The organism is Phytopseudomonas punonensis, assembly GCF_900142655.1.
GTDB classification, from domain to species: Bacteria; Pseudomonadota; Gammaproteobacteria; order Pseudomonadales; family Pseudomonadaceae; genus Aquipseudomonas; species Aquipseudomonas punonensis.
This window is the reverse complement of the sequence record NZ_FRBQ01000002.1, coordinates 18,796-31,532: the sequence shown is the minus strand read 5'-3', so window position 1 is coordinate 31,532 and position 12,737 is coordinate 18,796. Positions and strand designations below refer to the sequence as shown.

General features: G+C 59.1%; 13 protein-coding genes. 5 read left to right on the top strand and 8 right to left on the bottom strand.

Annotated features, from left to right (window positions below):
* Positions 1 to 77 precede the first annotated feature (77 nt).
* The 4 genes from BUC40_RS06795 to rpoE all read right to left on the bottom strand — a co-directional run bounded on the left by BUC40_RS06795 (position 78) and on the right by rpoE (position 3,791).
* The gene (locus BUC40_RS06795; RefSeq protein WP_425272913.1) at positions 78 to 1,517 is read right to left on the bottom strand and encodes a DegQ family serine endoprotease; all 1,440 of its coding nucleotides are present in this window, start codon (positions 1,515 to 1,517) and stop codon (positions 78 to 80) included.
* Positions 1,518 to 1,634: 117 nt separating this feature from the next.
* Positions 1,635 to 2,579 carry a MucB/RseB C-terminal domain-containing protein gene (locus BUC40_RS06790; protein WP_073263982.1) on the bottom strand — a complete coding sequence of 315 codons (945 nt, stop codon included), beginning with the start codon at positions 2,577 to 2,579 and terminating at the stop codon, positions 1,635 to 1,637.
* Positions 2,580 to 2,590: 11 nt separating this feature from the next.
* Entirely contained in the window at positions 2,591 to 3,178 is a 588-nt protein-coding gene (locus tag BUC40_RS06785; protein WP_073263980.1) for a sigma-E factor negative regulatory protein, read from the bottom strand.
* Positions 3,179 to 3,209: 31 nt separating this feature from the next.
* Positions 3,210 to 3,791 (bottom strand): RNA polymerase sigma factor RpoE/AlgU, encoded by a 582-nt coding sequence (gene rpoE / locus BUC40_RS06780; protein ID WP_013792331.1) that lies wholly within the window; start codon positions 3,789 to 3,791, stop codon positions 3,210 to 3,212.
* Between the two features lie 595 nt (positions 3,792 to 4,386).
* Between rpoE and nadB the strand changes: the two genes are divergently transcribed.
* Entirely contained in the window at positions 4,387 to 6,000 is a 1,614-nt protein-coding gene (gene nadB / locus BUC40_RS06775) for an L-aspartate oxidase (RefSeq protein ID WP_073263978.1), read from the top strand.
* On the opposite strand, the gene BUC40_RS23115 is transcribed toward nadB, so the two are convergent.
* Together BUC40_RS23115 and BUC40_RS06765 are read right to left on the bottom strand one after the other, a co-directional pair.
* Positions 5,969 to 6,421, bottom strand: a complete 453-nt coding sequence (locus tag BUC40_RS23115; protein ID WP_073263976.1) for a protein YgfX — start codon at positions 6,419 to 6,421, stop codon at positions 5,969 to 5,971. The genes nadB and BUC40_RS23115 overlap by 32 nt on opposite strands.
* Positions 6,405 to 6,659 carry an FAD assembly factor SdhE gene (locus BUC40_RS06765; RefSeq protein WP_073263974.1) on the bottom strand — a complete coding sequence of 85 codons (255 nt, stop codon included), beginning with the start codon at positions 6,657 to 6,659 and terminating at the stop codon, positions 6,405 to 6,407. Before BUC40_RS06765 ends, BUC40_RS23115 begins: the two co-directional genes overlap by 17 nt.
* Positions 6,660 to 6,817: 158 nt before the next feature.
* On the opposite strand from BUC40_RS06765, the gene ygfZ reads away from it, so the two are divergent.
* On the top strand, positions 6,818 to 7,759 hold the full coding sequence (ygfZ, locus tag BUC40_RS06760; RefSeq protein WP_073263972.1) for a CAF17-like 4Fe-4S cluster assembly/insertion protein YgfZ: 942 nt from the start codon (positions 6,818 to 6,820) through the stop codon (positions 7,757 to 7,759).
* A 48-nt stretch (positions 7,760 to 7,807) separates the two neighbouring features.
* Positions 7,808 to 8,644: an HDOD domain-containing protein gene (locus BUC40_RS06755; protein ID WP_073263970.1), complete on the top strand. Its 837-nt coding sequence runs from the start codon at positions 7,808 to 7,810 to the stop codon at positions 8,642 to 8,644.
* A gap of 18 nt (positions 8,645 to 8,662) precedes the next feature.
* Here BUC40_RS06755 and BUC40_RS06750 read toward each other — a convergent pair whose 3' ends face one another.
* Positions 8,663 to 10,054 (bottom strand): sensor histidine kinase, encoded by a 1,392-nt coding sequence (locus tag BUC40_RS06750; RefSeq protein ID WP_073263968.1) that lies wholly within the window; start codon positions 10,052 to 10,054, stop codon positions 8,663 to 8,665.
* Entirely contained in the window at positions 10,047 to 10,718 is a 672-nt protein-coding gene (locus BUC40_RS06745) for a response regulator (protein ID WP_073263966.1), read from the bottom strand. The genes BUC40_RS06750 and BUC40_RS06745 overlap by 8 nt, the downstream gene beginning before the upstream one ends.
* Before the next feature lie 237 nt (positions 10,719 to 10,955).
* Between BUC40_RS06745 and BUC40_RS06740 the strand changes: the two genes are divergently transcribed.
* Positions 10,956 to 11,606 carry a hypothetical protein gene (locus tag BUC40_RS06740; protein ID WP_073263964.1) on the top strand — a complete coding sequence of 217 codons (651 nt, stop codon included), beginning with the start codon at positions 10,956 to 10,958 and terminating at the stop codon, positions 11,604 to 11,606.
* Positions 11,607 to 11,749: 143 nt separating this feature from the next.
* On the top strand, positions 11,750 to 12,730 hold the full coding sequence (locus tag BUC40_RS06735) for a Bug family tripartite tricarboxylate transporter substrate binding protein (protein ID WP_073263962.1): 981 nt from the start codon (positions 11,750 to 11,752) through the stop codon (positions 12,728 to 12,730).
* The last annotated feature ends 7 nt before the right edge of the window (positions 12,731 to 12,737 follow it).

The following is a 12,737-nucleotide window of genomic DNA, read 5'->3' as shown; positions in this document are numbered from 1 at the left end:
CGCACAAAAAAGGGCGACTCTCGTCGCCCTTTCCTGCTTAGCAATGGATAACTATTAGCAGGCTTATTCAGCCAGGCCTATTCGGCCAGTTTGAAAGTGATAAAGCTGGCACGCCCCTGACGCAGGACGCGCATCGACACCGAGCGATTCTTCGGCAGCGATTGCGCCACCTCAGTGAAGTTCTTCGCCGAACTGATGGCCTGATTGTTCAGGTGAGTGATCACGTCGCCAGGACGCAGACCGATCAACGCAGCCGGGCCGTCCTGCACTTCACGAATCACTACACCGCCACGCAGATCCAGCGCTTTCTTCTGCTCATCGGTCAGCTCGGCAACGCTGACACCCAGACGGTTGCTGCTGCGCTCGGCGCCAGGCGTTGGAGTTTCGGTGGCTTCATCGCCATCGTCAGCAGGCATGGTGCCGACCGCCAGCTTCAGAGTTTTGCGCGCACCTTCACGAACGATCTCCAGGTTCGCTTTGGTGCCAGGCTTCAAGGCGCCCACCAAATGCGGCAGGTCAGCGGACATGATGATCGGCTTGCCGTCCAAGCTGAGGATCACGTCACCAACCTGCAGGCCTCCTTTGGCAGCCGGACCATCTTCGAGCACCTGGGCAACCAGCGCACCCGCTGGCTTCTCCAGACCGAAGGACTCGGCGAGATCCTTATTCACTTCCTGAATCACCACGCCCAGCCAGCCGCGGCTCACCTTGCCACTGGCTTTCAGTTGGTCAGCCACATCCATCGCCACGCTCATAGGAATGGCGAAAGACAAGCCCATGAAGCCACCGGAACGGGTAAATATCTGCGAGTTGATACCTACGACTTCGCCATCCAGGTTGAACAGAGGGCCACCGGAGTTACCAGGGTTGATCGCGACGTCAGTTTGGATGAACGGCACGTAGCTCTCGTTTGGCAGGCTACGGCCCTTGGCGCTGACGATACCGGCAGTTACCGAATGATCGAAACCAAATGGCGAGCCGATGGCCAACACCCATTCACCGACCTTGAGGTTGTCGGAATTACCCAATTTGACGGTCGGCAGATCGGTCGCATCGACCTTGAGCAACGCGACGTCGCTACGCGGGTCAGTACCGATCAGCTTGGCCTCCAACTCACTGCGATCAGACAGACGCACGATGATTTCATCGGCATCGGCCACTACGTGGTTGTTAGTCAGGATGTAGCCGTCTTTGGAAATGATGAAGCCCGAGCCAAGCGATTGCGCTTCACGCTGACGACCACCACTGCCTGGCGAGCGCGGCTGCTGGGGAATATTGCGCTCGAAGAACTCGCGAAATATCGGCGGCAGGCCTTCGAGATCAGGCACCGCAAGACCACCATTGCTAGCCACGGCATTCGGCACTTTCTGCCGGGTGCTGATGTTGACCACGGCAGGGGACGCTGCCTCGACCAGCGGCGTGAAGTCCGGAAGCTGCGCGTGTGCAGCTACTGACTGCCCCATCAGAAAAACCGCGAACAACGCGGCAGCGTAATTTTTCAGGCTAGGCATCGACATTGCAGTTTCTTCCCCATCCAGAACAAACGAGCCCCCTGCGGGGGGCCATCGGTACAACAAAGGTGACGATGCAGTGGCAGTATTGACCCTGATCGTGATCATCGATTCTTACGGAGCTTAATGCGCGTGATCGGCACGCATCGACATGGCAACTCGCTCCGCTGTTCCCAGCGGTATTTCTCCGACAACCGTAACCATGACATCTCCATCATCGGTTGTCAGGCGACGGGATACAGCCACGGTAGGGCCAAGCTGGCTACGGGCATCAGCCACTGCGGCATGATGCAAAGGCTCGAGAAATACCGAAAAACGCGCTAGGCCGTCATCGTAGACCAGGCAATCGACGTTATCGTCAGATACCGGGCTAGGACGCTGGGTCACAGCACTAAGACTGAAGCCTGGCGGCAACCACTCGGAGCGCCAGAGTTCTATAGACGGAGTGCGAGCCTTGATGATACGCACAGGCGCGCAGTCGCCGGAAGGCTGCAAAACCGCAGCCGGCTGAGTATCAGTAGTATTCAACTGGGTAAACTGAAAACGCTCAAGCAACCTGCCTTGGTCGTTGACCAGAAGCGACTTGAGGGGCAACCCGGTTTCCTTGTCCACGTAAAACTCGACACCGTAGCGATGCCTGTCACGCGGAACCAATCCAAGAACCATTGCAGGGCGACCAGCAACACGCGACTCACCATCCAGGCGAACCTCGTACCACTGCTCTATCTGCTCGACGTTCAGGCCGCGAGCGGGCGAGCGCTGTTCGCCCACAACGGTGGAGGCAATAGCACCATTGGCGCACTGCGTTTGACCATTGACCCGCAGCATTTCCTGGGGCGCGCCATCAAGCTGCAACAGTCGTTCACGCACAGACCCACCCGGCTCGACCTGACGCCAGATACTGTGAGTGGAGAGATTGCCATTACGCTCGTAGACGAACGTGCCTTGAAAACTCTGACTGCTTTCGGCTTTGCCAAGCCTCTGCAACAATCCCTGAGCGTCGGCGGCAATGGCAGGGGTTGCCAATATACCGCCGAGCATCAGAGACGTGACGAGAATGGAGCGCATACGCGTCGCTCTTAACGCTCTTCTACGCTCGCAGACCGTGCAAACGGCAGTGCGTTTTCAGCTGCACCAGGTGCAGACTGTTCAGCATGCTGACGCAGATACTCAGGCAGGCGCTGTTCGTGCCAGCCGTCACCTTCGGCAGAGACGGTTTCTACAGCCGGTTGCTCGTCCGAAGTCTTGAAACCCGCCAGAATGGCCGGCCCTTGAGCTTGCGGAAGTGCAATGGATGGTTGGTCCTGTTGCGCCAGCTGGGCACCAGAAACATCATCCTGATTGTAGAAACGTACACCTGCCAACACGGCAACTGTCACAGTTGCCGCAACGGCAACGCGTCCCAGGCTACGCCACGGACCACGCACAACCTTCTCCTGCACAGCTGGAGTGGCATCGTTTTCAAGCGCAGCGGAAACTGCTGCAGCGATGTCCAGCTTTGGCACGAGCAGATCTTTGTGCATCACGGCGCGAGCTACTTGGTAGCGAGACCATGTTGCGCGTAGTTCGGCATCATCGCTCGCACCGAGCACACGCCGAAGTTCAAGTTCATCCGCTTCGTTATCCATCACCGCGGACAGCGATTCCTGCAGGGCTTCACGACTCATAGCGGTTCCTCTCTTGGCTGTCGCCGCTGTCTCAGGCTTCCTGCAACAACGGTTGCAGGGACTTGTCGATGGCTTCACGCGCCCGAAAGATTCGCGAACGCACGGTACCAACTGGACACTGCATGACACTCGCAATGTCTTCATAACTAAGACCATCAAATTCACGTAACGTTAGCGCCGTTCGTAAATCTTCTGGCAATTGCTGGATGCTCCGATGCACGGTTGCTTCGATTTCATCCCTCAACAGGGCGCGCTCGGGAGACTCGATATCCTTGAGGGCGTGGTCGCCATCGTAGAACTCGGCATCCTCTGCACTTACATCGTTATCTGGCGGCCGACGACCACGAGATACGAGGTGATTCTTCGCCGTGTTAATGGCGATGCGGTACAGCCATGTATAGAACGCACTGTCGCCGCGAAAGTTTCCCAGTGCCCGATAAGCTTTTACAAAAGCTTCCTGGGCTACATCCTGAGCTTCATGGGTGTCGTGCACGAAACGCACGATCAACCCGAGAATCTTGTGCTGGTATTTCAGCACCAACAGATCAAATGCTCGCTTGTCACCGCGCTGAACGCGCTCAACCAGCTGCTGATCCTCTTCCTGGGTTAGCATGAATACTCCTCGTTGAGCCCGTAGGAGGTCAGCGCCTGCCAGAAGATCGATCTGCCAAAATAGACTCGAGCCATATGCAAAAGTTCTCCCCCTCCGAACAAGCTTCCCACAAAACATTTTTTGGTTTTGCACGAAACCACGCACCAGGCCTGATGCCTGCTGCGCGAATTGTCTTTAGATCGCCTGACGGGCCGAATCGAATCGCACAATGGCTTCGATCACTCAACCAGCCAGACACATTCCCTCTCCGGGGCGACTCCGCTATAGAACCTCGACCATAGACAAAGTTCATACGCGCTACAGCGGAAGATATGCAGCTCCAAAATGGCCGGCCAGCTACGCAGGCACATCGCCACCCTGCACACGATACACGTTCTGTGCAGGACAACCTACCAAGCCGGCTATTGTGCCGCTAGCACCCTCTATATACTAGGGCCTGCCAAGGTTTCAGCATGCTCTGCTGCGCAGCCATTTTATAGTTCGCAGGCGGGCTGAGCGCAGATATAAAAGACACACAGCCCCCGCCCATATCAGACTTTGAAGTCGGCACATCGCGAGCCGCTTCGACATACGCCATCCAGCGGAACCCATAACAATGAGCCAACACTTACAGCACGATGTTCTCGTTATCGGCAGCGGCGCCGCCGGCCTTACCCTGGCACTCACGCTTCCCGACAACCTGCGCATCGCTGTGCTGAGCAAAGGTGAGCTGGCCAATGGTTCGACCTACTGGGCTCAGGGGGGCGTTGCGGCGGTGCTGGATCACAGCGACACGATTGACTCCCACGTCGATGACACGCTCAACGCCGGCGCCGGCCTGTGCCGCGAAGACGCTGTGCGGTTCACTGTCGAGCACAGCCGTGAAGCGATCCAGTGGCTGATAGAGCAAGGCGTACCTTTTACCCGTGACGACGGCGATCACGAGGACGGCGGCTTCGATTTCCACCTGACCCGGGAAGGCGGGCACAGCCATCGGCGGATCATTCACGCAGCCGACGCAACTGGCGCAGCCATCTTCAATACGCTACTCGAGCGCACGCGCCAGCGCAGCAATGTCGAACTGCTTGAGCAGCGCGCCGCCGTTGACCTGATTACCGAGCGCAAGCTGGGCCGTGAAGGCAGGCGCTGCCTGGGCGCTTATGTACTGAATCGAATGACCGGCGAGGTGGACACCCACCACGCGCGCTTCGTGATTCTCGCTACCGGCGGCGCAGCCAAGGTCTACCTCTATACCAGCAATCCCGACGGAGCCTGCGGCGATGGCATCGCCATGGCCTGGCGCGCCGGCTGCCGCGTCGGCAATCTGGAATTCAACCAGTTCCACCCCACCTGCCTTTACCATCCGCAGGCCAAGAGTTTTCTGATTACCGAAGCCCTGCGCGGCGAAGGCGCACTGCTGCGCCTACCCAATGGCGAGCGCTTCATGCCACGGTTCGACCCACGCGAAGAGCTTGCACCGCGAGATATCGTGGCCCGCGCCATCGACCATGAAATGAAGCGCCTGGGTATCGACTGCGTTTATCTGGACATCAGCCATAAACCGGCGGAATTCGTTAAAAACCACTTCCCAACCGTTTACCAGCGCTGCCTGGAATTTGGTATCGACATCACTCAGCAGCCAATCCCTGTAGTACCAGCCGCCCACTACACCTGCGGCGGCGTGGTTGTCGATCAGGCAGGTCGCAGCGACGTCGAGGGCCTCTATGCCATCGGCGAAACCAGCTTCACGGGATTGCACGGCGCCAACCGCATGGCCAGCAACTCGCTGCTCGAATGCTTCGTGTATGCGCGCTCGGCGGCTGCGGACATCGTCGCCAATCTGCATCGGGTAACAATGCCTACCGACCTGCCCTCCTGGGACGCCAGCCAAGTCACCGACTCGGACGAGGACGTGATCATCGCTCACAACTGGGACGAGTTGCGGCGCTTCATGTGGGATTACGTGGGCATCGTGCGGACCACCAAGCGCCTGCAACGCGCCCAGCATCGGGTACGCCTGCTGCTCGATGAAATTGACGAGTTCTACAGTAATTACAAGGTCAGTCGCGACCTGATTGAGCTGCGTAACCTAGCCCAGGTAGCCGAACTGATGATTCTTTCAGCGATGGAACGTAAGGAATCGCGGGGGCTGCATTACACCCTGGATTACCCCGACCTGCTGCCCGAGGCGCTCGACACTATTCTGCAACCCGCCAACGCTGACGACTGAACTTCAGGTAAACCCGCAGCCGACGGTGTACGTCTCGTGGTAACGAATCAGAAGGTATGACCAGGCTGCGCGCAAGGTACCTGCCTGGCAAACGAAAGCGCACGATCACCAGCCATGGCAGCGCCATGCTGTCGGGCTGCAGGGTAATGGCTTGCCATTGCCCTTCTGCGCAGCGCACCTGCCAGCCGTCGTCATCATGGCGCAAGGCACGGACGGTATCCGCTCGACTGAGTAGCACATCTCTGGGCAACACCCAGGCGGCGTGGCAGCCGCACGCCAGCACACAAACCAGCTTCGCCCAGAGCGGCAGCTCGACCAGCACGAGGGTCAGAAGCGCCAATGCCTGAGCGCACAGATAGACTTCCAGCAGCCGCCTTGACGGCCGCCAGCTACATTCGAAGCGTTTACTTGGGCTGGACACGATCCAGAATCATGCGAACGATATGGCGCAGATCGGCATCTTCAGGCTCGCCGCGCTGCATAAACCAACCGAACATGTCCTGATCTTCGCACTCAAGCAGCTTGCGGTAGCGTGCCCGATCTTCTTCGCCGAGCGTCGCGTACACCTCGCGCACGAAGGGCACTAGCAGCACGTCCAGCTCCAACATGCCACGCCGGCTGTGCCAGAAGAGGCGGTTGAGTTCAGTGGCATCGACCATGTGAGTGCTCCTCGAAAAAAGGCCGGCAGTATACCAACAGCAGCACCGTGCATCAGCGTCGTGATCGCAATTGCCCGAGCGCGTTATTGCCTGTAGCTAGACACTTGCCGCTGCTCTTATCATGACACCCTCATTCTTTACCCACGATTGTCTCGACCATGGCCGACAGCGCTTTCTTTTGCCCGCTTACCCATGAAGGCATCCTCGCCGTACGCGGCCCGGATGCTGGAAAGTTTCTCCAGGGTCAGATCACCTGCAACATCAATTACCTCGGCGACAGCGGATCAAGCCTTGGCGCGCGCTGCACGCCCAAAGGGCGCATGCTTTCCAGCTTTCGCATCGTCAGCATAGCCGAGGGCTTTCTGCTGGCCATGAGCCGCGAGCTGTTGGAGCCGCAACTGGGCGAGCTGCAAAAATACGCCGCCTTCTCCAAAGCCAAGCTAAGCGACGAGAGTGCTGCCTGGGCCAGATTCGGCATCAGCAGGGGGGACGCTGCGTTGCAGGCGCTGGGCATCGAACTAGCCACTCAAGCTGACAGTGTTGCCAGTAAAGATGCGCTCTTCGCGACCCGTCTAAGTGATGGCCGCGCCGAGCTTTGGACTCCAGTGGAACAGGCCGAAAGCGTACATTCGCAGCTGGCTAAACAGCTACGTGAAGCGCCACTCAACGACTGGCTGCTGGCACAGATTCGCGCAGGCATCGGCCAGGTAACCGGAGAAACCCGCGAGCTGTTTATTCCGCAGATGATCAACCTGCAGGCTGTCGGCGGCGTGAGTTTCAAGAAAGGTTGCTATACCGGCCAGGAAATCGTTGCCCGCATGCAGTACCTGGGCAAGCTCAAACGCCGCCTCTACCGCCTGAAAATCGCTACCGACCAACTGCCTACCCCGGGCAGCGAACTGTTTTCCCCTGTGCACCGCAGTGCAGTGGGCGAAGTGGTACTGGCCGCAGCGAGTCCCACAGGCGTGGAACTGCTGGCGGTGCTGCAGGAAGACGCTGCACTCGATGGAAACATTCACCTGGGCAGCCTCGAGGGCATGCCGCTCGACCTGCTCGATCTGCCGTACACGCTGGATAGCAACCGCGAAATCCAGCGCTGACGTACACTGCGCATCGTCTGCCATCACTTCGCCAAGAACGAGAACTTCATGAGCAAACTCGCCGAGAAAGTCCTGCTGGATCTGACCAAGGCCATCGACAACGATGAACTGGTCCTGCCGACCCTGCCCGAGGTCGCCTTGAAAGTTCGCGAGGCAGCGGAGGACCCCAATGTCGGCATTCCCGAAATGACCAAGGTGATTGGCAATGATGCAGCGCTGACCGCACGCATCATCAAGGTAGTGAACAGCCCGCTGCTGCGCACCAACCGGGAAATCACCGACCTGCAGATGGCCATCGGCCGCCTCGGCATCAACTACACCTGCAACCTGGCAACCGGCCTGGCGATGGAGCAGATGTTCCAGGCCACGACCGATGTAGTTGACCGCAAGATGCGCGAAGTATGGACGAAAAGCACCGAAATTGCAGGCATCTGCCACGTACTGTGCCGTCACTACACACGCTTGATGCCGGATCAAGCCACCCTCGCCGGCCTGGTTCATCAGATTGGCGTCCTGCCGATTCTCACCTACGCCGAAGAACACAGCGAACTGCTCTCCGACTCGATCAGCCTCAATCATGTGATCGAGCAGATTCATCCGATCATCGGTGACAAGATCCTGCGTACTTGGGAATTCCCGGAAATGATCGCCTGCATCCCGAGCCAGTACCTGAACTTCAGCCGTGACGGTGGCAAAGTCGACTATGTGGACATCGTCCAGGTGGCAACGCTGCAGAGCCATCTCGGCACGCCGCACCCTTATACGCAGCTCGATTGGAGCCAGATCCCGGCATTCGCCAAGCTCGGTATCAAGCCGGACATGGACATCCATGCCGACGAAGACCTGTCAGCGGCAATGGATGCCGCAATGACCATGCTGCAGTAACTGCAATGGGGCGAGGCCTCACCCCGCCTCGCCGTCAAATACCACGCGCACCAAGAGCCCATGAGGTTTGGCCTGATGCAGGCTGATTGCCGCCCGGTGGGCACGACAGATCTCACCAACAATCGCCAACCCAAGACCAGCCCCCAGACCTTGTGCCTGACGGCGATAGAAACGCTCGAACACGCGCTCCCGATCCTCTTCGGGAATTCCCGGGCCGTCGTCCTCGACCTCCAGCACGCCTGACTCCAACACCCGCAAAATCACATTCCCACCGGCTTCTGTGTAGGCCATGGCATTGTCGACCAGGTTGCATAAAAGCTCATTGAGCAGGGTCGGTTCACCACGAATCCACACCGGCTTCTCGGCTTCCAGCGCCAGTGCCACGCCTCTGGAATGGGCCAAAGGCGCCAGGGCCATGCCCAGCTCACGGGCCAACTGACTAAGATCCAAGCGCAACGCGCCGCCCTCGGCAATCGCTCGCGCTCCGCTTTCGATCCTCGCCAGCGACAGCAGTTGATTGGCCAGATGGGTCAGGCGATCGGCATTGAGCGCCGCATCCTGCAGGGTTGCGTGCCATACACGCGAATCTTGATCACGCAGGCCCAGTTCGACGCGCGCCTTGAGTGCCGCCAATGGGGTGCGCAATTCATGGGACGCATCGGCGATGAATTGCGACTGGCGCTCGAACAGTCCGCGCAGACGATCATTGAACTGATTGAGCGCATTGACCAGCGGCAGCAGCTCGCGCGGCATGTCCTCATCAGGCAATGGTCGCAGATCATCACTGCTGCGCGCGGCAACGGTTCTGCGCAAACTCTCAAGCGGCCGCAACCCGGCGCTTACCGCTAGCCAAACGAGTAACAAGGCGCTCAGAGATAGCAAGCCCATGCGCCACAGTGTGCCGAACAAGAGTTCACGCGCCATGCGCTCGCGAGCACCCTGCGTTTCTGCGACACGGATCTCGGCCATGCCGCTGTAGTTAGGCTCGCTGACCGGCTGCAGAAAGCTCACCACACGTACGCCCTGCCCGCGATACTCACCGTCGTAGAACTTGGCGAGCGCGGGATAATCATTGGTGCGTGGAGTATTTTCCGGAGCCGCCGGCAGATCCTCGTAACCGGATACCAACTCGCCCTTCGGCCCAAGCACCTGATAGTAGATGCGTCCTGCGCTGTCGTAGGCGAAGGTATCCAGGGCGATATAGGGCACATTGGCGCTGAGCATACCTTCGACGGCGTAGAGCCCGTCGGAGATCGCCCGGGCCGACGCCAGCAAGGTGCGATCATAGGCGGTATCGGCAGCGTGACGGGCGCTCCAGTAAGCAGTCAGGCTGCTGACCAACAGGATCACCGTGAACAGTATCGCCAGCCGTCGGATCAACCGGCCACGCAAGCTCCCAGGCCTATCCACCCGTGGCTTCCAGCAGATAGCCCAGGCCGCGGAAGGTAACGATACGCACCGAACCACCTTCGAGCTTCTTACGCAGGCGGTGCACATAAATCTCGATGGAGTCGGCGCTAGCCTCCTCATCCAGCCCGAATACGTGGGAAGCCAGCTGCTCCTTGCTCATGACGCGACCAGGTCGGGAAATCATCGCTTCGAGCACGGCCTGCTCGCGGGAGGTCAGGTTGAGGCTTTCATCGAGCAGTGTGAAGCGCCGGGTATCAAGGTCATAGACCAGATCACCACAGCGCAGCTGCTGCTCGCCTCCGAGCATGCTGCGACGCAGCAAGGCCTTGACCCGCGCTTCCAGCTCGCTCAGTTCGAACGGTTTGGCAAGGTAATCGTCGGCGCCCAGATTGAGCCCGTGCACGCGATCTTTAACCTCGCCGCGCGCCGTGAGCATCAGCACCGGTACCGTCTTGCCGCGAGCACGCAAACGGGCGAGCAACTCGAAACCGTCCATGCGCGGCAGGCCGACATCCAGAATAGCCAGTGCGTACTCCTCGCTGCCGAGTGCGAGGTCCGCAGCCACGCCATCATGCAGAACATCCACTGTCCAACCAGCACTCTTGAGCGCCTGGGTGACGCTCGCCGCCAATTGCGGATGATCCTCGACCAGCAGAATTCGCACTGCAACCTCCAACCGAACCATGGACTGGACTGCCATGAGTGGCGAGAGTTTACCGCTCACGCGAAAAGTTAGCAGTTACAGCGTGCAACGGCGGTACATATGCAACAACTTATTGCGTTGAAAGGCTGGTGAAAGGTTGTGCTTCTAGGATCAATTACCGGGCGGCTCGATCCTCCCGCTCAGCGACTCGCACAGTGGAGTGCAGTCGCAACAACAATAATAACGGAGTAAACACTCATGCCGAGTGCCACGCGCCAGGCTGTCTCGTCGTCGAGTCTTTTGAGTCTCGCCCTGCCGGCTGCCTTCTTCGCCTCCCTTGCCCAAGCGAGCACTTCCGATTATTCCGTTGTTAGCCTGCAATACCAGGCCGCCCCTACCAGCCACATCGTCCGCCATGCCTCAGAGCAACCTTCTCATGACAGTTGGGGACAATATCTGCTGTTCGAAGCTCACGCGCAAATCCGTGAAAAAGCAGGCGAGCAGCCTGTTGGCTCAATTGCTGGCAGCGACGAGATAGATAACGATCAAGCGGCAGGCCAGAATCTGAGCTCTTCCCAAGAGCCAGCCGAGCAAACTAAGCGCCCGCAGCACGAGCAACGAATCGCCTCGCTCGAAAAGCTGTACCGCACGCGGCCAGGCAATGCTGCCGGTTTCGGTGCCGCAGCCAACCCACACTTTTTCATCGATCCTGCCGAGCTCAACACGGGCGAGCGGCAGGCGAGTCACGACTTCAAAGCGCTCGGTGCTCCCGTCCTGCGCTCAACCCCAACGAGCATCCCCAGCGATCATGCTGAAGTAGCGGATGCCGGCAGTGGCGACAGGCAATGGGAACGCGACGTCGACTTGAAGTATGTGGCACGCAGCGATATCGCGTGGGTTTCGGGCTAAGGCCTGGCACCCAAAGCAAATCGTTACCGCCTCGACCGATCAGCTGAGCACTCTCGCCACTGCGCATAGAGAAACTCACCCGCACAGCGCCATTTGCCGCTGCGCCGCTGGTTAACAATAAAGACTCCAATGGAGAAAAACCGATGAAAACATCCATGCGTACCATCCTACTGACCGCCTCTTGCCTGATGCTGGCTGGTCAAGCAATGGCAGACGAGCCGCGGCGCCCCGAGTGCATCGCGCCGGCTGCCCCAGGCGGCGGTTTCGACCTGACCTGCAAGCTGGCACAAAGCGCTCTGGTGGAAAGCAAGTTGCTCAAGTCGCCGATGCGCGTGACATACATGCCAGGCGGCGTCGGTGCGGTGGCATACAACGCAGTGGTCGCCCAGCGCCCGTCCGAGGAAGGCACCATTACCGCATTCTCCAGCGGCTCGCTGCTCAACCTCGCGCAGGGCAAATTCGGTCGCTTCGACGAGAACGCAGTGAAATGGCTGGCGGGCGTCGGCACCAGCTACGGTGCGCTGGCGGTTCGCAAGGACTCGCCACTCAAGAACCTCGATGACCTAGTAAAGGCCCTCAAGGAAAACCCGGGCAAGGTTGTAATCGGCTCCGGCGGCACCGTTGGCAGCCAGGACTGGATGCAGACCGCTCTAGTAGCCCGCGCCGCCGGTATCAACCCGCGAGAAATGCGCTATGTGGCGATGGAGGGCGGTGGTGAGCTGGCAACCGCGCTGCTAGGCGGCCATATCCAGGTCGCCAGTACCGACATTTCCGACTCCGTGCCGCACGTCGAAAGTGGCGACATGCGTATCCTCGCGGTGTTCTCCGAAGAGCGCCTGCCCGGTAGCAAAGTGGCAGACATCCCGACCGCCAAGGAACAGGGCTATGACGTGGTCTGGCCGGTAATCCGTGGTTTCTACCTCGGCCCAAAAGTCAATGACGAAGCCTACACCTGGTGGAAGAACTCGTTCGACCAGCTGCTGGCCTCCGAAGACTTCGCCAAGCTACGTGAGAGCCGCGAGCTGTATCCGTTCGCCATGACCGGCGATGAGCTGGATGCCTACGTGAAAAAGCAGGTGGCTCAATACAAGGAACTGGCCAAGGAATTTGGTCTGATCCAGTAATCCCTGC